We start from the raw sequence: 21393 nt of genomic DNA, 5'->3' as shown, positions 1-21393 counted from the left end.
GGCGTACCGGATAGTGTCTTTATATTTGCATTAAATGTGAAATGTCGACGAGTACAAGCGCCAGGAGGGGGATTTTGATGGATCTTTTTGATGATAGGCAGCAAGTGCGTAGTTTTCATGATCGGCGAATGCCAAAGTTATATTTTGAGTATAAAAGTCAATATTATGAAGGGTATATGTCTCATTACTGGTACGATGGCTTTCGAATAATGACTCAACAACATGACTTGCACCTGCAGCCAGGCGATGAATTATCTCGCATTGGTTTGTATGAATACGACACGGATAAAGGGGGCCATCAGTTCATAGTTACTGACGTATCGCTTTCTGTAGATGAGTGCACTCTGATAATAGCTGTAAAGTTGCAGGGTGCTGAGTCTATCGATTTCCTACATCAGCATATATACGCGGTCATCTTAGGGAATTCACCTCTACATCGTTTTTCACAGTCGGAACCAACCCCATTTCCTTCCTTTGTTGGGCGAAAACACTATACTAAGGATGCAGTAGCAGCACGCCAACAGTGGCTTGAGCAATTTACCAGTAATACGCTCAAGCATGTAAATCAATCCCTCTTTCATGAACAGCCATCTATTCTTGCAGGAAATATTGAAAACTATATAGGTTCTATTCAGGTTCCTTTAGGAATTACAGCTCCATTGTGGGTTCGGGGGACCTACGCAAATGGGCATATACCAATTCCGATAGCGACAACGGAAGGAGCGCTTATTAGTTCCATTTCCAGAGGGGCTAAGGCTTGTAATGCTGCAGGAGGAATTGAGGTACATGTCCTTAAGCAGACGATGGTTCGAGCTCCTGTATTTTTCTGCGAGGATATGTCTAGTGCGATCAGGCTTGCTCAATGGATAGATGAACATAAAGTGTCAATTAAGGCTGAGGCTGAACGAGTATCCTCTATTTCTAAGCTGATCACCTTACACACTTACCCATTCGCAGATTTCGTACATGTGCAGTTCGGTTACGAAACAGGAGATGCCGCTGGACAAAATATGACTACTTCCTGTACCTATGTCGCTTGTGAATGGATCGCGTCTAAGGTTAAACATCTTGCAGAATTAAAATATGTACGCTATATAATTGAAGGCAATCAGGCAGGGGACAAAAAGGTAGCATACCGCAGTTTTATCGGAGGAAGAGGAATTCAGGTAAATGCCTCGATCCATATTCCAGAAGCTATACTTAAGCAGACGCTGAGAGTTTCCGTGGATCAATACATGAAAAGTTGGTATGCAGCAGAAGTTGGTGCCATGCAAACAGGAATGATCGGACATAACGTTAATTTCGCCAACATAATTGCGGGTATATTTAGCGCTACTGGACAAGATATGGGTTCGATTCATGAGGCAAGCTGTGGTATTTTTAAGGCGCGTCGGGAAGGTGATGGTATTTCCTTTCATGTACAGCTTCCTTCATTAGTTATTGGCACAGTGGGAGGAGGAACAAGCTTACCCACTCAGCGTGAATGCCTTGAGATGATGGGGTGTTACGGGCGTGGCAAAGTGTACAAGCTGGCAGAAATTATAGCATCTGCCTGCCTCGCGTTAGATTTATCTACTTCGTCAGCTATTATCTCAAACGAGTTTGTCAAAGCGCATGAGCGTTTAGGAAGAAAGTCTGAAGGAACGGGGATTCGGCGGAGCGATATTAAGCCTCGATTTTTTCAAGCACTTCTCGGAGAGGCATACGGTAAAGTAACGTCTTTTGAACTTACACCATTAAACACCGACTCAAGTGTTATTACTAATATGCTTAAAGCCAATAACAGTTCGTTTCAAGGTCTTCATCGTTATCTCTTGCATCTGCAACCTCATCTTCAGCAAGAAGTTAACTTAAGACATACATCTAGTACTTATCTTCCTGTTATTCTGAAAGTGAAATCCAATGATCGAGAAGTTATGGATTTAGGTATCGGAATTGCAAAACTGTCTGGAGATGACCGGTTATCTGGTTTATTTGAATCGCAAATGCATATTTTCGGATTTGAAGGATCCCACGTTAGAGAAATAACTTTTTATCAACAGGCACCGATGACATTGTTACAGTATTGTCCACATGTGTACGGTGTAACTTGTGATGAAGACAAGGAGGCTTATGCTATCCTTATGGAAGACTTATCTTCCTGCAGTCATCTCGGGACGATTGAATCGCTTACTGTCTGGGATGAAGAACATATTGATTATGTACTTGCGGATGCAGCAAAGATGCATGCGTTATTTATGAATAAAGCAGATGAACTGCCTGCTGTCCTTCAGCTTGATCGGCTAGATGAATATAGCTGTGGGGATGCTACTGAGCTACTGCTTGCTTTGACGGAATACAACTATGAACGCTATCCCACACTGATCTCTTCACACCTCTATCATTTGCTGCGTCAATTTATTGTCCAACTTCCTTCTCATAAGCAACGAATGAAGCAATATCATCAGACGATTACACACAATGACTTTAACCCGCGTAATTTAGGCTTAAGATCTACTGCTGGTACTAAGCAGTTGGTTGTGTATGATTGGGAACTTGTATGTTATCAGAATCCTCAGCATGATTGTGTGGAGTTCTTGTCGTACACAGTCGGAGTGAATGCCTCGATCCAGCAATGGGATACCTACATTGAACAATATCGCCTCTATTTGGAGCAAGCGAGTGGGATATTACTGGACCGGGAGGAATTTGAACAAATTACATTACTGAATGCTTTGGAGTTAGCGGCGGTTCGCTATAATCTCTATTTGTTGGCTAATAACTTGCTGCATTTATCGTATATGGAGACGATTTATCAAAATCTGTCTCGATATATTCTCGATAAGGTCAAGGAGAATCCACGCCTTATCGAGCTGCAACCTGCTAATTAAGGATTTACACATAGAGACAAGCGGGATAACCTGCCTGTACAGCAAGTTATCCCGCTTGTTGTTTCAATCCAGTGAGATAGAGAAGTATATTGATAATATAATGAACAGCTGTCCCGATTAGGAGGAACAACGCAGCTTCAAGAATTGTAGGCTGATAGAAAAGATAAGTGGCAATCATACAGCCGATAACCGAGTCAGCTTGGTCAATGACCGTGAAGCAAATACCGAGCCATCCTTTTCGGTTTTGACCTGGTGGAATGTTTAAGCGGCGTTTGATAAAGCTATTTGGTAGTTCGAACAACACGTAACTGAATCCCCATAGCATGCCAATCATCCATTCTGTATAAGGAGTATTATAGGTATCCCATGGTAGGAGGGAGTTGGATTTTAACCAAGTCCAGTGATCAACGAGCCATCCCATCGCTGCGAACCAGCATGCTGTAAATAGGATCATGCCCATAAATCCATACCATGTCTTATTGTCGCCGAAAATCCTCTTTCCATCTCTCCAATATCGCCCAGCATCCATTGGACGGCGATGCTTGCGAACAAAAGGCAATTTAACAAATATCATATTTGTGACGCCACCCAAAATAACAGGCATCATAAATAATAGTATTTGCAATGATAATAGCATGGGCATTCGAACCTTTCTGAATTATAGTTGCTGTTTCTCTTTATGAAAAGAACTCTATTGCCATGGCTTAGTTACCTATCGGTGTTACATTTATCGTCCTCACTATGATGCGGACAGCTAATGGGATGATAAAAAAGGTGTAGCCTAGTACGTAGAACTTTCGGGAAAGCTTCGAGGTAGGCTGGTAGATCAACATGCCGATTAAGTAGGTATTCACAAGCATATGAATGATAAGTGTGATTAAAAAAGCACTCTCCTTCATGATACTCGCCATTATAGTGCCGCATATGAATGAACTCGCAAATAGCCATCCGGCTAGAATAGCGGTACCTCTTGCACCGATGATCTGTGTATATCTAAGTGGCGTGGATGTAGTTTCTAGCTCATGCTCATCCTTCCTATCGGGCTGTACATTATGGGCATATTCATGGGCAATAACAGCAAAGTAAAGGAAGCCTGCAAAGTATAAAGACTCCATCTGCCAAGGTGTTTTATGTAAAGCACCTATATAAAACGGTATGATCGCAAATATGAAATTGGAACCGAAAGGGCGAAGTAAGATTGGGAAGTGTGGACTTAACTTGAACCACAACCAATAGTAAACCGTGAGAAAACATAGTATCACAACTCCAATCCAATTCTGGACGTGCAGAAAGATAAGGAGTACTAGAATGAGTATACAGATGCGGCGCAGCGCAGAGGCTTGAATATAGCCTGTCACTAAACCACGATGAGGACTCTTATCTCGGTCGGCCTGTATGGAATGTAAATCATCCGCTGCGCGCAGCGATAATAGTCCGAGCCATGTCGTAAGTACGGCAAGCGAACTCACTAACAAGTGATTGTGGTACTTACCAGTATCGTGAGTCGGTATTAGGCCTAACGTGATGATGACGCATAGTGGGATCGTTATGAATAACGGGTACCGCTCTTGAATAAAGCGCCATAAGTACATCATATTATGTCTCGTACATCAGCAGCCAGTTCAACCCGTTCAATTTCACCAGTATCACCATGGAGGATGAGAATATCTCCATCGGCAATGCGTGAGGTTGCTCGCTCTACAGCGGCAATAGCAGGAATACCGAATTCTCGTGCCACGATTGCACAGTGCGATAACATGCCCCCCTTCTCGACAACTAAGCCGGCTGCAATTTTGAATAAGGGTGTCCAACCTGGATCTGTACTCCTCGTAACGAGAATATCACCCGGCTCCAAGCCTGGATCATTTACGGGATCAAAGATAATTCGTGCTCGTCCGGTAACGGTTCCTCCTGATACAGCAATGCCTACAAGTCGTGTATGTTCTTGATCATAATCGACAGTCGGCATAGGTTGGCTTTGATAATAAATACTTTGCTCACGCACAAACAGGCTTGGAGGTTCTGTACTCTCGTTATTTTGATGTGCATTTTGACGTAGTGCAATAAGCATTGGAATTGTCTCAGGGAATTGATATTTCCCATAAGCGAGATCTTGAATCTCGTTCCATTGCAAGTAGAAAATTTGATCAACTTGTTCCAAATGTCCTTTCTCAACGAGCCGTTGCCCGAGCTGTAGCGCGATCTGGCGAATCTCGCCAAATAATAAACTGCGGATAATACGGCTTCTCTCTCGTAAGCGAATCGATTGATGGGTATGATGCAGCAGGAAGCGGAAAGCGACTCGCTGCCAACGTGTTAAGGATTGCTGGATATGTGCTGTCCAATCGATAACAGAAGACTGGGTTTCCTGTGTTAGCGATGGATTCGATGATGAGGAAGTACGCTGTTGTGAAGCAGCTTGATATTTTCTTACTAATTGCCAATACAAATCATGTCGTTCCTCAAAAGTAGGAGAGACAATCGTGCAATCGTGATAGCATCTTCCACCGTACTGTTCCATAAATAGTTCAAACTTCTTCCTTGCCTCGCCATGAAGTTGTAGTTCAAGTTCTTCCAGTTTGTTTTCTTCCAATAGACGCTGCCATGAAGCATGTGAATGGATGAGAATGGCTTGTTCTTCGATAAGGTGTGAAGGCTCTAAGCTGCGGAGGTCTTCTGTTTGCATAAGATGAACAACAGCTAAATCCGTATTGATGTCGACATTTTGTAGCCAGCGCTTAACGAGAAGTTTCAATCCTCCTGGGAACACTGCCGCCAGTAAGTCGACGACCGCAGGTCGATCATAGTAGTGCTTTACCAGTCCATTCATTATGTCATCTAGTACTTGGAGCAATTGCTGAAGTGACAGCTGTTTATAGCCGTCAGCGCGCCACTTGGACCTTCTTTCGTAGAAAGCAGTTTCATATTGTTCCACTCGGGTTGAGGCTGACATCCACAACTTCGTGAAATGGTAGGAGAAGGAAAGGTAGCGTCTGATTTTATTTTGCTTGTTGAACTTGGAGGGGATGTCGGTATTTGGTATGAACGGAAAAGGGACTTGCTGACCAATAAAATTATCAAGAAGTGTTTTAAGCAACGGGCCGATAGGCAGCAAATAAGCACATTCATACCAATTGCTCAGGTTATAGTAGATTCGTCCTGCATGAATGCCTGTGGAGTAATCAATGACGGTTCGAAGTGGCTCCAATTCTGAGTCCTTCCATCCGAACAACTTCATCATTTGTCTAGTATAATGCTGATAGAATGAACTAACGATCGACCATGTGAAGGGAGTTACTACAGTAGGGAAGTTTTCCACCATATTGACGTTTGTCCAAATAATGTTCTGTTTCCCTTGTAAGGCTGTAATCGGGCGAACTTGCAGTATGATGACTTCGTCTTCTTCGATACACCATTCCACATCGATTGGGAATTGATAGTCTTGCTCGATACTGAGTGAGAGTTGAACGAGCCTAAGGATGAGATGAGGCGGTAGAGCAGTGCCAACGTGAAAAGTCACTTGCCGAGTCAGGCGGGATACAACGATTCGATTCGGCGTTACTTCACCGGATACAAGCTTATCTCCTAAGCCTTCTACCCATTCAATAATGAGATGATCGGTATCTTTGCTGACGGGGTTCATGGTGAAAAGTACTCCTGCGTATTGGGGATTTTTCTGTTCTTGAACAATGACACCCATCTGAAAGGCATTAACCGTTAAATTACGTTCGTTATAAGCTACTGCTGCGGTGCTGTACATACTCGCCCAACAAGCTTTAATAAGTGTGAATACCTCATCGACTGTTGCATTTAGATAGGTATGATATTGTCCTGCCATGGAATTAATCGTTCCATCTTCTAAAATAGAGGAGGAGCGAATGGCATAGGTGGTGAAGGAATAATATAAAAGGGCTTGTTCTATCTCATGCTTGAGTTCAGGAGGATAGTTACCTTTTAAGACCTGATCAGCTTGCAGCTTTCTATCACTTTCATCGCAATTAGTGTCTATTTGATTATATTCGCAGTATCGTTGAAAGGCTGCTACTGTGACGACGAATCCATGAGGCACAGGGTAATGACGTTGATGCAGCTCGATTAAGCGTGCTGCCTTGCCTCCAACGGCAGTAAACTCTCCTTTTTCTGCTGATAAATGCAGGACCATCCAAGGTTGCTGATCTCGTTGAGGGATATGCTTAGTCATCGAATCAACTCCATCGGAAGTTATTGTTTATGGTATATCATGGATTTATTATAGTTGCTTTCTATGTACATACCAATCATTAGTTTTACGAAAGGAGAACTTTATGAAGATACGCATGTATTTCCCTGCTATGCAATTTTGGAATGCTCCTAATCTATTAACGACATGGTCTGTTGTGGCCGGATTCGTTAGTATTATACTCTTACTCCACGATAAGTTGAGTTGGTCATTTACAAGCTACGCCATTACGATCTTACTTGATCGTCTAGATGGGGTTGTAGCGCGTCGATTTAGACAATCGTCAACATTCGGTGAGCAATTGGATAGCTTGGCAGATGTCATTAACTTTTGCTTGTACCCACCGTTATATGTAGGGATTTTCTATGGCTTCACAACTTTATGGATGCTGCCATTCTTATTAGTTTATTTGATGGCAGGTATATGGCGTCTTGCGTATTTCAATATTTCAGGAATGCAGCAAGTCGATAAGAGCGTTTATTTTAAAGGTGTACCTACAACGGTGTGTGCCAGCTGGTTCTTAATTATATTTGCGTTGTTACATGTGAGTAAGATGAATTTGGACCTTCAACTCATGCTCCTCTGCTTATTTTTCCTCCTGACTGCTATATTCATGGTATCTGCAATTCCTTATCCCAAGAATGGCTTTGTAACAAAACTATTGTATATGCTTGTCCCAGGTTCGGTCCTGTTGGTGTGGTTTGTACAAGGATAAGAAAATGATGATAAAACAATGGGAACCTTTTTTGTACATAGAGCCAATATGACATGTAAGACCTGAATGGAGGCTGGCCCTATGAAGGAGATCGATATACAGCCTTGGCTTATCCGGATGAGTCAGGGTGATGAAGAAGCATTTCAGATTGTATATCAGATGACACGAGATCATACGTATCGCTTTATTTACTATCTTGTACCTAACAAACAGGATGTTGAAGATGTGATGAGTGAGGTGTACTTGGAGCTGTTGCGGAGTGCGGATAACTATGTTCCTGATCAAAAATTTCGTGCGTGGTTTAATGGTCTTATCATTCGCCAAGTACGGAACTGGAAGCGGAAAGGGTGGCGTCGATTCCGTATATGGGATCGTGTGCAAAGAGCTTCCTCTGATGAATCGGATCGAGCAGCAGCAGAACAATTTGCCGCACTAGATAATCAGTTAGAGTTACTTCCAATCGTGAGTACACTGCCATTACATCTAAAAGAAGTTGTTATTCTCCGATATTATCAAGATCACTCGTTAGAGGAGATAGCACAATTGCTTCAAATTCCGATAGGTACTGTAAAATCGAGACACCATCGTGCCTTGAAACGATTGCGTCATCAATATCAAGGCAAGGAGTCGGGGACGGGGGCTAATGAGTATGTCTATTGAAACGAAGTTGAAAAAGGAGTTTGAACAATATAAACAAGCTGTTTCGTGTCCTCCTTCTGTAGATTCCCGTATGATGGCGCTGTATCGAAGTCACATGGTACAAACGAGGGAGGGTCCGTCTATGTTAAGGAAATGGAATTTACCTAGACTAGCCGTTATTACTGTATTAGCTGCCACTTTATTAGGCTTTACCTATGCGGGGATGAGCTTTTTATTTGAAGAAAGTAAAGGAAACATATCAGTAACGATGAGTGCTATATCTGAGGAAGTAACCTTAAATAAAGAGCAGCTTACATCTATTAGCCGTTCACTTGCTGATGTAAAGGAGCAATTACAGATAGGCGAGAATGCTCTTGTCTACTTTGCTGATTTGGAGGGGGAAGAGGTGCTACAAGGTAAGCCGTTATTCCCCGTTTCTAGGCCGGCAGTAAACGAAAATTTAGAAAATTGGAAGCTATCGATCCCTCATGCGGGGGTAGCAGACTCCGTTCCAAGCAATATTCTAGACGATTTTTTATTTGAGGGAGGGATGAAGGGATCGCCATTTGGTTTATTTTTCTCCGACTCATTTACGGAAACATTGGATGAGCTTAAAAGAGAAAGCAAAGATACAGGTAAAAAAGTTGTGTGGCGCAAAGAAGTTTCGTCATCTGAGGGGCCATTGAATATTTTTACGTCCATATATCGTAACTCCAAGCAGCAAGCAATCTATGTTGGAGTCGAAACTTCCTCGGAGAAAATCAGCATAAAAGGCATCATTCCATCTTCCTCTTCCTATGAGACTCTGAATATTAATGGGAGCCAAGCCCATTATACAAGAGACGATAATAGTTTGTTCAGTACGAGTCTTACTTATCAAGAAGTGATGTGGATGGAAATACACGAGGGCCAAACATTCGTTTATCGAGTAGCGAGCGATTCCTCTGCAATAACAAAGGAGCAACTGGTTCAAGCGGCTAAGGGGTTGTAGTCTGTGTGTGGGAGTGGCTCAACACCATAGGATACTGTGGTAATCCGTATGAATAGAGCAAATTAGCTAGTAGTGAAAGGAAGGGGCTGTTTACCAAGTCGTTTATGACGACAGGGACGGCCCCTTGTTCTATTGTCCTAGCAATTAGCTTAATCGGAATCCTTCTCTACAGTCAGCTCCTTCACAACCCCATAAGTTTCCCAATGGTTATTTTGAGCTAACACGAGTCGGATTTTATTTTTTCCTTCCACTAGATTGGTTAACTTGAATGGTTTCTTATCTACGATGGGTCCAATTAATTTGCCATTTAAATAAAAGTGAATATGTCCTTCGCCCTCTACAGGGGGACCATTATAGTTTTTAATCGATAGTCTTAAGTTAGTGCGAATACGCAAAATATATTGATCATCATCTTCTTCCACGGAAGCATTAAGCCGATAAGGTTTTTTCTTATCTTCATCTTCATAATCCTCTTCGTCAATGTCGTCGTCCTCTACATCATTTAGGGGAGTGGACTTCAATAATGAGACACTAGCAGCAAGGGCAGTTTGTTGTCCATGTGAAGCTGCAAGGACCCCTTTGTTGGTTTGACCGCATAAGCCCACGGTTTCATGACTAAAGCCTGCAAGCACCGTTATAGCTAGCGTAAGTATCAACATGCCGAACACCTTTTTTAACAATGGAAAAACCTCCTTATATCGTTCATTATTATAGGGTGAGGATCCTCTACTGCTCATTCTAGCGCACACATCTGTGGTCTTTACATGCATTGGTGAAAGCATTTTGCTGTTATTACTTTGTTGGTGAAAGGATGCGTACGCATGTTGGATCACATTGATATGGAAATCATCCGGTGCTTGCAGATGAATTCAAGAATGCAGTGGAAGCAGATTGGGGAGGTCGTCCACATGTCAGGGGTGGCTGTGGCGAATCGGATTCAACGTCTAGAGGAAATGGGCGTTATCGAGGGATACACGGTTCGAGTAAATGAAAAATTGATGGGAAGCGCCTACTGTGTATTCATTATCGTGATGATGAAGGATTACAGGCATACGAGCTTTCAAGAGTTTATTCAGCAGCGAGACGTTATTAAGGAAGCTCACCGTGTGAGCGGCGATCCTTGCTTTATTTTGAAGGTACAAGTTCCCGATCACCATTCGTTGGCACAGTTGTTAGATGAGATCTTGGTCTACGGTCACTACAGAATCAACATTTCAATTGGACAGTATAAATGAGATTAGTCGGACATTTTCAATGTTTCCATGTTAACTAATGTATTGAAATGGGATTTTTATTTTGATAAACTAAACTTACTTTAATGGAACGGAGGGGTTACGTGTGGTAAATCATTCTCGATTAAGAACTTTGCGCTAACGAAATACTGCTCAAAGGCTCTGTCATGTGTACAGAGTAATCGGGATTGGTCTGCCATTTTTTAAAGGTAACCCCAGATAGCTATAGGCTAACGAGGGGGCTGTGTGCCCTTTTTTAAGTTACCTTTATGGAAATAAGTTGATATTGTGAGGAAGAGATGAGCGATCCGCTATCGAGGCTGTGTATTTTGCCGATAGCTTGTATTTCTGCATCTTTCTTATGATTCATCGCATACCATGTTTAGGGGACATAATATTCTTCCTACCGATTACAGATGACACAGGCAGCAGTAGGCTTGTGTTTTTTGTTGTTTTACATGAACCGTATCATAAGGGAGGAATATAAGGATGTCCGATATAAGAACGAAAGATAATCACGATAACAGAGTTGAAGAAATGGTAGCACTGGCTGAGAAGCATGGCATTCATTTACGAACAGAGAAAGTGGAGATCAATGAATCAGGGATGGATTTTCTCGTTGCATTTGCTACTGATACAGATGGTGTCAAATGGGTGCTCCGTAAACCGAGAAGATCGGATGTGCTTGAGCGAGCTGACAATGAGCACCGCGTATTGAAATTGCTGAAGCAGCATTTTCCGGTTGCCGTTCCTGATTGGCGGATCTATACCTCAGAACTCATTGCGTATCCTTTATTAGAAGGGGTTCCTACGGCAGGGGTAAGTTTGGAGGTACGGAATTACGAGTGGAATATGGATTATGAGGACCTTTCACCTCAGTTTGTAGATTCTTTGGCCCAAGCTCTAGCTGCCTTGCACAGTATCGATCATGATGTTGCCAGAGCGGCTGGATTACGTGTGAAAAGTCCGGCTGAAGCGCGTGAAACGTTAGCTCAGCATATGGAGAGGGTTAAGCAGGAGATAGGCGTTTCCGAGGAACTATGGGATCGCTGGCAAAAATGGATGACAGACGATTCCTATTGGCCGCCGCACTCGGTGCTTGTTCATGGCGATCTGCACCCACCGCACATTATTATTGATGAGCAGCAGCGGGTGACGGGTTTGTTGGATTGGACGGAGGCGGAAGTAGCTAACCCTGGGACCGATTTTGTGCTCTACTGTGCTGTATTTGGCGAAGAGCGCTTGGAGGAGCTGTTGACTCGTTACGAGGAAGCGGGCGGGCGTGTATGGCCGAGAATGAAGGATCATATCGTGGAACAGTTGACGACCTACCCAGTACTGCTTGGTTTGTTCGCCTTAACATCCGGTGATGATGAGGTTATGAATATGGCGAGAGCTGCGTTAGGTGTCACAGAAGCGTAGGTGCGACTTTTCTAGATAGGTATTCTTTTTCAATAATTCAATAACAACATCATTAGGTATGCAAATAAAATCCTTCCTAGCCGTACGTTAGGAAGGATTTTGACGTTTCAATTGGGATTATAGACAAGCATGTTCAAAACTCAAACTCGTACGTTCTCAATTTGTAGACATATTCGAACCCGCATTTCTCTGCGACCTTGCAGGACGATACGTTTGTTTCGTTGGTACTCCAGCGAGGGGTTATCCCGTTATGTAGGCAGTGTTGTATGTATGCTCGGCTGACTATTGTAGCGAATCCTTGATTCTCTTCTTCTTCGGTTGTAATGACATTTATCTCATGTTGAGATCCGTTTACAAAGCAGGTGTAGCAAGTGCTTACAGCTTGTCCGTTCTTTATGATGGCCATGCCGAATCCTTGATTGATAAATTCATCTACAGTATTCCAGAAGTCGTGAAAGTCTTCAAAGAGCTCTTCATTTTGCTTATGTTCAATTATTTCCTTGGTAAGTGGGGTTAACATGTACTCCTTAGATAAGGAAGGGGTGTGCTTATTCAAAGCATGGAACTTGTCTGCATTTAGCTGGAAATACAGATCGTTGTCCGTATCATAATCTCGTTGCGAATATGCGTTTTCTAACACCGTCTCCCACTCTTTATCAAATACAGCAGATATCATCCAAGTTCCACCGCAAGTGTCTAAGTTGACCTGTTTGTAGATATTATCAATGAATGTGTTCAGGTGGCTTGTAAATGTGTCGTTATGGGGATCTCCGATGAAAAAATCGATGACGCCCACCACATATATGAGCGCCGTGCGCGGCTGGATAGGATCATCTACATAAATATGTCCACGGTTCGTGCCGTTGATAACGGCTTGAATGAGTAAGCTATCCAGCTCTGTATCTTTTTTCAATAATGGCCGTATGAGATGGTAGTCATTCTTATCTAGCTCAACAATCATAGTTCTAACCTCGCCTCCCGACATACTGAAACCTACATTTTTACACCTACCTAGTATATGATCAAAAAAATGGTATTTCTAATTCATCTATACAAATGCGAATAATAGGTATTTTTATTGGAACATGATTGCGAGCCTGAACAATTGGCTGATAAACTAACTGAGAGCACATCGGATTGATTTACGTTCCATCGTATAAGAGACGGAGAGTATGGAGAGGAGCGGGCCATTATGTCCAGCCGGGTTGAGCAGCCAACGTCCACATTATCGCTAAAAGAATGGGCTGTAGCAGTAAAGGCGCTAGGTGCAGGAGAGCAGATTATTACGGTTCGCAAGGGCGGGCTGTATGAGGAAACGCGAGAATTTAAGCTAGAAAATAACAGGTTCTATTTGTACCCGACCTATGAACACCAGAAGGCAGAGCTAGTGAAGCCAGAATATCAGTACTTGCTGCAAGCTACCTTGGAAGGGTGGTCTGCGGATCAATCGAACGTAACGATCGAATACTTTGCTGAAGTGACGGATGATGTCGAGCTTATGGATGAGGAAAAGTTGCGAGCGCTATCGGCGTATCATATATGGACGGACTCCTTCGCGGATGTACGTTTGCGTTGGAAGCGAAAGCTGCCATTACATATTTTATTTATCCGTATGTACCGACTTGAACAGCCGATATCAATCCCCATTGATGAAGCCTATAAGGGATGCAAATCGTGGCATCATTTGCTGCCAGAGCTTCCACAGAGCGGATTCCAACCCGTTCTATCGGACGAGCAATATGCTCAGCAGAAGGCGACTATTATGGAGATGTTGAACGCATGAGATTGTGCATAGATATCAAATAAATAAAATAGCACCCTCTAATCGTCAGCATAAACGTTGCGTTTATACTGTAAGCGATTGGATGGGTGCTGTATTCATATGCTTATTTTACATCCATGCATGTATTAATCGACAGAAGGTGAGCTGCCTTTTCCCTTTTTACCTTCAGGGGCAGAACCGTTGTCTTTGCTAGGAGGTGGAGTTGGGCTTTCACTCTCAGATGGCTCTTGGCCTTGACCGCTGCCTTGACCTTGACCGCTGCCTTGACCTTGACCGCTGCCTTGACCTTGGCCACCGCCTTGACCTTGGCCACCGCCTTGACCTTGACCGCCGCCTTGACCTTGACCGCCGCCTTGACCTTGACCGCCGCCTTGACCTTGACCGCCGCCTTGACCTTGACCACCACCTAGGCCTTGACCACCGCCTTGACCCTGGCCACCGCCTTGACCTTGGCCACCGCCTTGACCTTGACCGCCGCCTTGACCTTGGCCACCGCCTTGACCCTGGCCACCGCCTTGACCTTGGCCGCTACCCTGACCTTGGCCGCCACCTAGGCCTTGACCGCCGCCTTGACCTTGACCACCACCTAGGCCTTGACCACCGCCTTGACCTTGACCGCCACCTAGGCCTTGACCGCCGCCTTGACCTTGACCACCGCCTAGGCCTTGACCACCGCCTTGACCTTGACCGCCACCTTGACCTTGACCGCCACCGTGGCCACCACTATAGCCTCGCCCACGATGGTGCCTTGGAATTTTCACATTGTCATAAGCGTATAAGATAGCTTCTAGTGTCCGGTTATCTACATAGCCTGTTACCGGCAAGCCATGCTTCTTCTGAAAATGCTTGACCGCTCGTACGGTAGCTTCATCGAAATATCCATTTATGTTGCCATAGTAGCTGCCCAACACTTTCAGCATGCCTTGAACTACGTAAACATCTGGCCCTTTGGATCCTTTACCAAGTGCTGAAGTCGTACTTGGCATACTAACGATCAGCGCGATAGCCAACATAAGAGTGGCGACACATTTCGTAATCGCCCACCCGGATTTCCTTGTATATTCGTGGGAGTCTACATTCCACTGCCACTGCTGCATACCATCTCCACCATCTTTCCTTAATGTTAATTTTCAACAAGCATTACTATTTCCTCAAAGTTTCCTTTTCATTACGAAAATGTGCGGAAATTTAAAATCTCCTATTCATTAGTGAGTTAACGCAGAAAACAGGTAGATGATGAAAGTTATTGTGCGTTGACGTGAAACCAAATGGTGCCCTATAATAATGTCTAAAGTGAAACCAAATGGTTTCATATTTTGATATATGTAAATAACAGCATGCTGGATATCGAGCATATAAACGAGCAATATATTGCACATATAGCTTGCTACATCGAGGAGGAGTTACATTGAAACATAACGACACGTCTACATTTGCAGAAGTTCGTAAAACCGTACAATTGAAAGCACCGATCCAAAAAGTATGGGATGCAGTCTCTACAGCAGAAGGGATCGCAGTGTGGTTCATGCCGAGCAACTTTGAGCCTGTTGTCGGACATAAATTCCACTTGGAGGCAGGACCCTTCGGGAAGTCACCTTGCGAAGTGACAGAGATTGATCCGCCGCATAAGCTATCGTTTACATGGGGCAAAGATTGGACGCTTACGTTCTTGCTAGAAGAGCAAGGGGATGTGACGGAGTTTACGCTTATCCATGGGGGCTGGGATGCGGACAAAGTTACGGAGTTCGGCCAAAGCCATACGGAAGTGCGTGACCGTATGAGCCAAGGCTGGATAGGCATTATGGAAAAGCTGCGTAAGACGATCGAGGGTTAAGATGGCTGCTCCTCAACCGAAGTACGATGTGTTTCAAGCGATTGCAGATCCTACCCGTCGCCAACTGTTAAGTCTGTTGAGCGAACAGGAGATGCCTGTAACCGTTATAAGCGACCATTTTCCAATGAGTCGAACAGCGGTATCTAAGCATTTACGTATATTGGCAGAAGCGGGGCTTGTCAAAGATCGTAAAGTTGGCCGAGAGACGCGCTATCGCCTGGAGTCTGAGCCCTTGCAAGAATTGAAGCGTTGGCTATCTTATTATGAACGGTTCTGGGATAACAAGCTGTCAATGCTTAAACATTATGTAGAGTCTGATTCGACAGAAGAGGCCGAGCGATATGGCAAACTGGAAGTGATGAAGCCAAGTCATCATAACGAATAGAGCAGCTATGAAAAGGTCATTCCTTAGCAACGCATGGTCGTGTTGTAGAGGAGTGGCCTTTGCTGTTGGTGTACAGGAATGTTCATGATATGTTATGTCTATAGGGATTGCGGATTTAAAAAGGTAAAGGTGGTATCGTTCCTTTGAGTATAGAAGAGATTATGAGTAAGCTGGAAGCACTCGGTACAGAGCAAACGAAGAAGACGTTTCTGCGTCATGGAGCCGAGGAGCCATTGTTCGGAGTTAAAGTCGGTGACATGAAGAAGCTGGTCAAGTACGTCAAGAAAGATCAAGAACTGGCTTTAGCGCTATACGAGACAGGAAACTATGATGCCATGTATTTGGCTGGGTTGTCTGTTCGCCCAAAAATGATGACAAAAGATCAGCTGCAGCGTTGGGTGAGTCAGGCAAAATGGCATGCGCCTGCAGAATATACGGTGGCAAGTGTGACAGCAGAGAGCCATTATGCGTTAGAATTAGCCCGTAAATGGATTCAATCCGAGGTGGAAACGACAGCTACCTGTGGGTGGAGCACGTATGCCAACTTTTTATCTATTGCACCTGATGAAGATTTAGATATTGACGAAATACGTAGTCTGTTAGAACAAGTGGAGCGTACAATTCATCAGGAACGCAATCGAGTACGATATACGATGAACAGCTTTGTCATTAGTGTAGGCACCTATGTGGAAGCTCTTCACGATGAGGCCAAGGCTGTAGCAGCTCATATCGGCAAAGTAAGTGTAGATGTGGGCAATACAGCGTGTAAAGTTCCGCTAGCAACGGCTTATATTGAGAAAATTGAGTCGATGAATCGCGTAGGACAGAAGCGAAAGACTTGTATTTGTTAAAAGTGTGAAAAGTGAACGAAAGCAGCAGAAGAAAGAACCCTGGTACAGGGTTCTTTCTGTTTTTGACACCAATGAAAGGTGAGCCTTTGCTAAATTTGAGGGCGGGTGATTTCGGTTGCTTTTCGACTTAGAAATGTTTTGATGGCCTTAAGTTGCTTTGTTGTTAATGGACGAGTATAGGAGTAGCTCTTCTTTCGAACGCCTCTAATATCCCCTGCTCCTAGGTTCGGCTGCGCAACCCGCACATTGAATAACTGGGAGAACCAGCCGAAAGGATAGGAAATGGAGCGAAGTCCATCTTCGAAGCCTGCGTAGTTAACCGCAGCAGCGTAATTATCGCTGCTGCGCAGCCAAATAGATCCGGAGTCACCTGGCAATGAAGTAGGGGTTGCACCTAAAATGACAGACTGATCACGGAATTGAATGACACCAAGTCCACCGTAATCTCCGTAGTTCACGGTGAAATCCGTATGGACGGACTCTACCGTACCTGTAACAGCACCAGTCGTACGCCCTACCTTTTTGAATACCTCGCCAACACGATACGTTAATAAGTGGCCTGGAACGACTCCGACTGTCGCATAAGTGGGGCTTAATAAGCTGTTGTCTAATGGGATACATGTGGCCGCATCGAGATAGTTATCTCCTGTTTTTTGCAAAGGTATGAATCTGTCTAATCTACCGATTTCGTCAGTGGTTGCCTGCCCGCCGTCCGCAGCTCCGGGCTGAATCGTTTCGGTATAATCCGTTGAATTGTTGCGGTTGAGGACGTGGTTGTTGCTGCATACGTAATATTGGGTCTGAGCAGGATAGTTAATGGCAATCAAACCACCTGTTCCAGAGACACCAGGAGAAGCGGGCAGTGAGGGATACCCTACACTGTATCCGCCTGGGACTGGGCGAATGCGATCGGTATAAGGAGCGACTTTAGCCTTGGCATCATGAAATACTTTGATTTTTCCAGATACAATAGTACGTGTAGGAACTTGAACGACTTTGCCTTGTACGGTTGTGGATACGGCTTTTGGAACAGAGCTTGTACTTACAGCAGAGGCGGTTTCTGCATAGATGACGACACATGCTCCTTGCTTCGGCTGCTTAGGATTTTTATATCCGACACCTACCCCGACAATTCCTTTCTGTTTGAGCAATTGATCGGCGTGTTTGATTTTAGCTTTGTAAGCTGCGTAGAAATTAGCCATGTACGTCCCTCACTTTGTTTAGATTCTGAGCCATCTTATGCATGTAGGCGGGCGAGGGTAATGGGCAATCTCCTTATAATCAGGGATAAAAGCTGGTTATTGACAGCAAAATCAATTTTCCTATACACTATATTTACTTACAAAATATAAGTAAATTACTTTCTGGTGAGGAGTTATCACGATAATGACGAAATCATTTTCAGAAGTGGCTAATGAGCGCCGCTCCGTAAAAGTATACGATGCGAATGCAGAGATTTCCCACGAAGAACTAACAGAGATTCTTGATCTAACGGCTAAGGCACCCTCTGCTTGGAACTTGCAGCATTGGAGATTTGTTGTGATTGGGAGTGCGGAAGCGAAGCAAAAGCTTCTTCCTATCGCGTACAATCAACAGCAAGTGGTAGATGCGTCTGCAACAGTAGCGATATTGGGAGATACAGAAGCCTATCGTCACTTTGATGATGTATTTTTGCCAGCAGTGAAGGCTGGCTTCTTGGCAGAAGAGGTTGCAACGTCATTGCAAGGCCAGATCAATCGCGCTTACGGGGATAAACAGGTTGCGCATAATGCCGCACTAATCAATGGTTCCTTGGCTGCAATGACATTTATGTATGCAGCACAAGAGCGCGGCTGGAGAACGAATGCAATCGGCGGCTTCCATGCTCCTACTTTCATGAAGGAGTTCGAAGTTGATGAGCGCTATGTACCGATTATGTTGATTACAATTGGTAAGGAAAAACAAGAAGGACGCCCTTCATCCCGTATTCCTGCTGCTCAACTTACAGATTGGAAATAAGAATACTGGCAAGTGAACATTATTTCATTGCTTATTGTTAAACCGCGACTACTGCCTAGTACTTATTGTACTGGGGAGCGGTCGCGGTTTTTTATAAGAAAAGATAGGGACTCAGTATTCGATATGCTGGGGTTAGGTGATGGTTAAGAAAGAAGGAACAGGAACGACAGATTCGGTTTTTAGCGAGTAATTGTGTAGGTTGAAGGATGTGGGAAATGATGCTATATTATTGTTAAGATAACTTAACAATAAGGAGAACTTAATAATTAAGATGAATAAACAAATTGATGAACTTATTCCTATTGTAAAAGAAATTAATGAGGCAGAGTATGAGCTCAATGCGATGCTGCTGCCCTATTATCAACAGATTATGGAGCACGAGTTATCCGTAAAGCAGTCCTTGATTCTAGAGGTTGTGTACAAGCAGAAGCAAGCGACTGTTCGAGAAATTGCGGATCAAATGAAGGTTTCTTCAAGCGCCGTCAGTCAAATTATTAGTAAGCTGGATAAAGCCAAGTATGTGAAGCGGGAAATTAACCCAAGTAACAGGCGGGAAATATTAGTGAGCTTGGGTGAAAAGGGCGAGGATTACTTCGCGCAAATGCAGCAGGTCGAACAGGACATCATTGAGCGCTATTATACAAAGTTAACGATGGAAGAGGTGATGCAGCTCAAGCATATTACGCTTAAGTTGAAAGGTATTGTTGAGCAGGAGTTGGCTGGCCAAAACTGATGCAGAACAGACACTAGCACCATGAAACTATCATACACAATCCATTATGGGATAGGAGGAGTTAGTTATGAGTAAATTAGTTGCGGATAAACAACAACAGTTAGAGACGTTATTCAATACGCTTGCGGAGAGAGAACAGTTCAATGGAGCGGTTCTAGTAGCAGAGCAAGGGCAAGTTATTTACGATGGTGCGTTCGGGTATGCAAACTTGGAAAAGGGACAGCAGCTAAACAAGGATTCTATTTTTGAACTTGCTTCTGTTTCAAAGCCGATTACTGCCTTGGGCATTATATTGTTGGCTCAGGAAGGTAAGCTGCAAGTCGATGATTTGGTAGAGAAATGGATTCCAGAGCTGCCTTATAAAAATATTACGATTAAGAACTTGCTTCAGCACACTTCAGGGATGCCTGACTATATGACTTTGTTTGTGAAGCATTGGGATAAAGATAATATCGCGGATAATAAAGATATGTTGGAGCTGCTAGTCGAGCATCAACCGGATGTCCGCTTTGCCCCGGGAGACAAGTGGGAATACAGCAATACGGGATATGTACTGCTTGCCATTATCGCGGAGCGAGTAAGCGGCAAGAGCTTCACAGACTTTATGAAGCAGCATCTATTTGAGCCTTTGGGTATGCAGGATACGCTTATATATAACCGCAGATATTCCAATCAAACGATCGATAACTACGCATTCGGATATGTGTGGGATGTGAAAGAAGAGCGCTTCGTGCTTCCAGATACGCTTCCTGAGACCGAAATGGTTGTCTATTTGGATGGTATTCAAGGTGACGGTACTGTTAATTCTACGTTGGCAGATTTGTTGAAATTAGACCAAGCCTTACACACAGGTGAATGGATTACAAAGGAATCGCTGGTAGAAGCATTTACTCCTACGTTGTTGAATAACGGAGAAACGTTCCCGTATGGTTACGGTTGGCTTATCTCTAAAGAGGATAACCGTGGGATGCTAGTTAGCCACAGTGGTGGATGGCCTGGTTACGCAACGAATTACAAACGATTTATAGAGCAAAAAAAGACCTTCATCATTCTTAATAATGTAATCCATGACTATGCGTATCTTCAGGCGATAGAAACGGCTTGTGAGCATATTTTATTTGATGAGCCGTACGAAATACCTGCCTTTATTTCTCCGAGACAAGCTATCCAGGTATTGCCTGACCTCTATGACACGTACACGGGCTGCTATCGCTTTGAGGAGCAAGACAATACGGTAGAGGCTGAAGTCGATACGGAAGATGATCGCCTGCTCCTAACCATTGATGGCCAAGTTATGGCCCTCCATCCTGCAACAGAGACGCGTTATTTTATTCATCAGACAACGATAGAAGTAGAATTTGTAGAAGTAACCGATGATGAGGCGCGTGCTTTCATCCTATATGAAGGAGAAGAGCCTAAGCGTGCCGTGAGAGTAGATTAAGGATTAAGCTAGTTCCATTTATCTCAAGCTGAAAAGTTGATGAACACAGCCGCTGCTGGGGAATTTATTCTCGTAGGCAGTGGCTTATTACATATTTGTGTTAACGGTTGGAGAAACTTTGCTTGGAATAAAGGAGTTAAATTTTGCATAAATATTGAATGCATATTTCTGTAAATATACTAATCTTAAAGAAATTGAGACCTTTTCTCTTGTGCGCTAGTATATGATGGATCATAAATTTAGGCTTACTTAGCTAAAGGATCAACGAAGTGAAGGAGTT

The 21393-nt window shown here is 43.8% G+C and carries 20 protein-coding genes; 13 read left to right on the top strand and 7 right to left on the bottom strand.

Going from position 1 to position 21393, the window contains the following annotated elements; all coding sequences use genetic code 11:
• Positions 1-77 precede the first annotated feature (77 nt).
• Positions 78-2870, top strand: a complete 2793-nt coding sequence (locus FPZ44_RS18110; protein WP_186786132.1) for a phosphotransferase — start codon at positions 78-80, stop codon at positions 2868-2870.
• Positions 2871-2916: 46 nt separating this feature from the next.
• On the opposite strand, the gene FPZ44_RS18105 is transcribed toward FPZ44_RS18110, so the two are convergent.
• The 3 genes from FPZ44_RS18105 to FPZ44_RS18095 all read right to left on the bottom strand — a co-directional run bounded on the left by FPZ44_RS18105 (position 2917) and on the right by FPZ44_RS18095 (position 7071).
• Positions 2917-3507 carry a CDP-archaeol synthase gene (locus FPZ44_RS18105; protein WP_186786131.1) on the bottom strand — a complete coding sequence of 197 codons (591 nt, stop codon included), beginning with the start codon at positions 3505-3507 and terminating at the stop codon, positions 2917-2919.
• Between the two features lie 67 nt (positions 3508-3574).
• Entirely contained in the window at positions 3575-4465 is an 891-nt protein-coding gene (locus tag FPZ44_RS18100) for a hypothetical protein (RefSeq protein WP_144992391.1), read from the bottom strand.
• Positions 4462-7071, bottom strand: coding sequence for a PEP/pyruvate-binding domain-containing protein (locus FPZ44_RS18095; RefSeq protein ID WP_144992389.1), 2610 nt, complete (start codon positions 7069-7071; stop codon positions 4462-4464). Before FPZ44_RS18095 ends, FPZ44_RS18100 begins: the two co-directional genes overlap by 4 nt.
• A gap of 103 nt (positions 7072-7174) precedes the next feature.
• Here FPZ44_RS18095 and FPZ44_RS18090 point away from each other — a divergent pair, with 103 nt between their 5' ends.
• From FPZ44_RS18090 to FPZ44_RS18080, 3 genes are all read left to right on the top strand, one after another.
• Positions 7175-7804 carry a CDP-alcohol phosphatidyltransferase family protein gene (locus FPZ44_RS18090; protein ID WP_144992387.1) on the top strand — a complete coding sequence of 210 codons (630 nt, stop codon included), beginning with the start codon at positions 7175-7177 and terminating at the stop codon, positions 7802-7804.
• An 81-nt stretch (positions 7805-7885) separates the two neighbouring features.
• Complete coding sequence (locus FPZ44_RS18085; RefSeq protein ID WP_144992385.1) at positions 7886-8464, top strand: sigma-70 family RNA polymerase sigma factor; 579 nt, start codon at positions 7886-7888, stop codon at positions 8462-8464.
• Positions 8454-9434, top strand: a complete 981-nt coding sequence (locus tag FPZ44_RS18080; protein WP_144992383.1) for a hypothetical protein — start codon at positions 8454-8456, stop codon at positions 9432-9434. The genes FPZ44_RS18085 and FPZ44_RS18080 overlap by 11 nt, the downstream gene beginning before the upstream one ends.
• A gap of 149 nt (positions 9435-9583) precedes the next feature.
• Here the strand turns inward: FPZ44_RS18080 and FPZ44_RS18075 are convergent, their stop codons facing one another.
• On the bottom strand, positions 9584-10114 hold the full coding sequence (locus FPZ44_RS18075) for a hypothetical protein (protein WP_144992381.1): 531 nt from the start codon (positions 10112-10114) through the stop codon (positions 9584-9586).
• A 141-nt stretch (positions 10115-10255) separates the two neighbouring features.
• Between FPZ44_RS18075 and FPZ44_RS18070 the strand changes: the two genes are divergently transcribed.
• Positions 10256-10669 (top strand): Lrp/AsnC family transcriptional regulator, encoded by a 414-nt coding sequence (locus FPZ44_RS18070; RefSeq protein WP_144992379.1) that lies wholly within the window; start codon positions 10256-10258, stop codon positions 10667-10669.
• A gap of 486 nt (positions 10670-11155) precedes the next feature.
• Positions 11156-12088: a macrolide 2'-phosphotransferase gene (locus FPZ44_RS18065; RefSeq protein ID WP_144992377.1), complete on the top strand. Its 933-nt coding sequence runs from the start codon at positions 11156-11158 to the stop codon at positions 12086-12088.
• A gap of 133 nt (positions 12089-12221) precedes the next feature.
• Here FPZ44_RS18065 and FPZ44_RS18060 read toward each other — a convergent pair whose 3' ends face one another.
• A complete protein-coding gene (locus FPZ44_RS18060; protein WP_186786130.1) occupies positions 12222-13049 on the bottom strand; it encodes a GNAT family N-acetyltransferase in 828 nt (275 codons plus the stop codon).
• A gap of 231 nt (positions 13050-13280) precedes the next feature.
• On the opposite strand from FPZ44_RS18060, the gene FPZ44_RS18055 reads away from it, so the two are divergent.
• Complete coding sequence (locus FPZ44_RS18055) at positions 13281-13871, top strand: DUF1802 family protein (RefSeq protein ID WP_144992373.1); 591 nt, start codon at positions 13281-13283, stop codon at positions 13869-13871.
• A 125-nt stretch (positions 13872-13996) separates the two neighbouring features.
• Here FPZ44_RS18055 and FPZ44_RS18050 read toward each other — a convergent pair whose 3' ends face one another.
• Positions 13997-14968 carry a peptidoglycan-binding domain-containing protein gene (locus tag FPZ44_RS18050; protein WP_144992371.1) on the bottom strand — a complete coding sequence of 324 codons (972 nt, stop codon included), beginning with the start codon at positions 14966-14968 and terminating at the stop codon, positions 13997-13999.
• A gap of 311 nt (positions 14969-15279) precedes the next feature.
• Here FPZ44_RS18050 and FPZ44_RS18045 point away from each other — a divergent pair, with 311 nt between their 5' ends.
• From FPZ44_RS18045 to FPZ44_RS18035, 3 genes are all read left to right on the top strand, one after another.
• Positions 15280-15705, top strand: coding sequence for an SRPBCC family protein (locus tag FPZ44_RS18045; protein ID WP_144992369.1), 426 nt, complete (start codon positions 15280-15282; stop codon positions 15703-15705).
• A gap of 1 nt (position 15706) precedes the next feature.
• On the top strand, positions 15707-16090 hold the full coding sequence (locus FPZ44_RS18040) for an ArsR/SmtB family transcription factor (RefSeq protein ID WP_144992367.1): 384 nt from the start codon (positions 15707-15709) through the stop codon (positions 16088-16090).
• A 143-nt stretch (positions 16091-16233) separates the two neighbouring features.
• Positions 16234-16941 (top strand): DNA alkylation repair protein, encoded by a 708-nt coding sequence (locus FPZ44_RS18035; protein WP_144992365.1) that lies wholly within the window; start codon positions 16234-16236, stop codon positions 16939-16941.
• 89 nt (positions 16942-17030) lie between these two features.
• On the opposite strand, the gene FPZ44_RS18030 is transcribed toward FPZ44_RS18035, so the two are convergent.
• The gene (locus FPZ44_RS18030; RefSeq protein WP_144992363.1) at positions 17031-18143 is read right to left on the bottom strand and encodes a hypothetical protein; all 1113 of its coding nucleotides are present in this window, start codon (positions 18141-18143) and stop codon (positions 17031-17033) included.
• Positions 18144-18327: 184 nt separating this feature from the next.
• Here FPZ44_RS18030 and FPZ44_RS18025 point away from each other — a divergent pair, with 184 nt between their 5' ends.
• The 3 genes from FPZ44_RS18025 to FPZ44_RS18015 all read left to right on the top strand — a co-directional run bounded on the left by FPZ44_RS18025 (position 18328) and on the right by FPZ44_RS18015 (position 21113).
• Positions 18328-18939 (top strand): nitroreductase family protein, encoded by a 612-nt coding sequence (locus tag FPZ44_RS18025; RefSeq protein ID WP_144992361.1) that lies wholly within the window; start codon positions 18328-18330, stop codon positions 18937-18939.
• Positions 18940-19210: 271 nt separating this feature from the next.
• Positions 19211-19672, top strand: a complete 462-nt coding sequence (locus FPZ44_RS18020; RefSeq protein ID WP_186786129.1) for a MarR family winged helix-turn-helix transcriptional regulator — start codon at positions 19211-19213, stop codon at positions 19670-19672.
• A 67-nt stretch (positions 19673-19739) separates the two neighbouring features.
• On the top strand, positions 19740-21113 hold the full coding sequence (locus tag FPZ44_RS18015; protein ID WP_144992359.1) for a serine hydrolase domain-containing protein: 1374 nt from the start codon (positions 19740-19742) through the stop codon (positions 21111-21113).
• Positions 21114-21393: the final 280 nt, after the last annotated feature.

The organism is Paenibacillus agilis (genome assembly GCF_007786455.1).
Lineage (GTDB): Bacteria > Bacillota > Bacilli > Paenibacillales > Paenibacillaceae > Paenibacillus_B > Paenibacillus_B agilis.
This window is presented reverse-complemented; position numbering and strand designations above follow the sequence as displayed.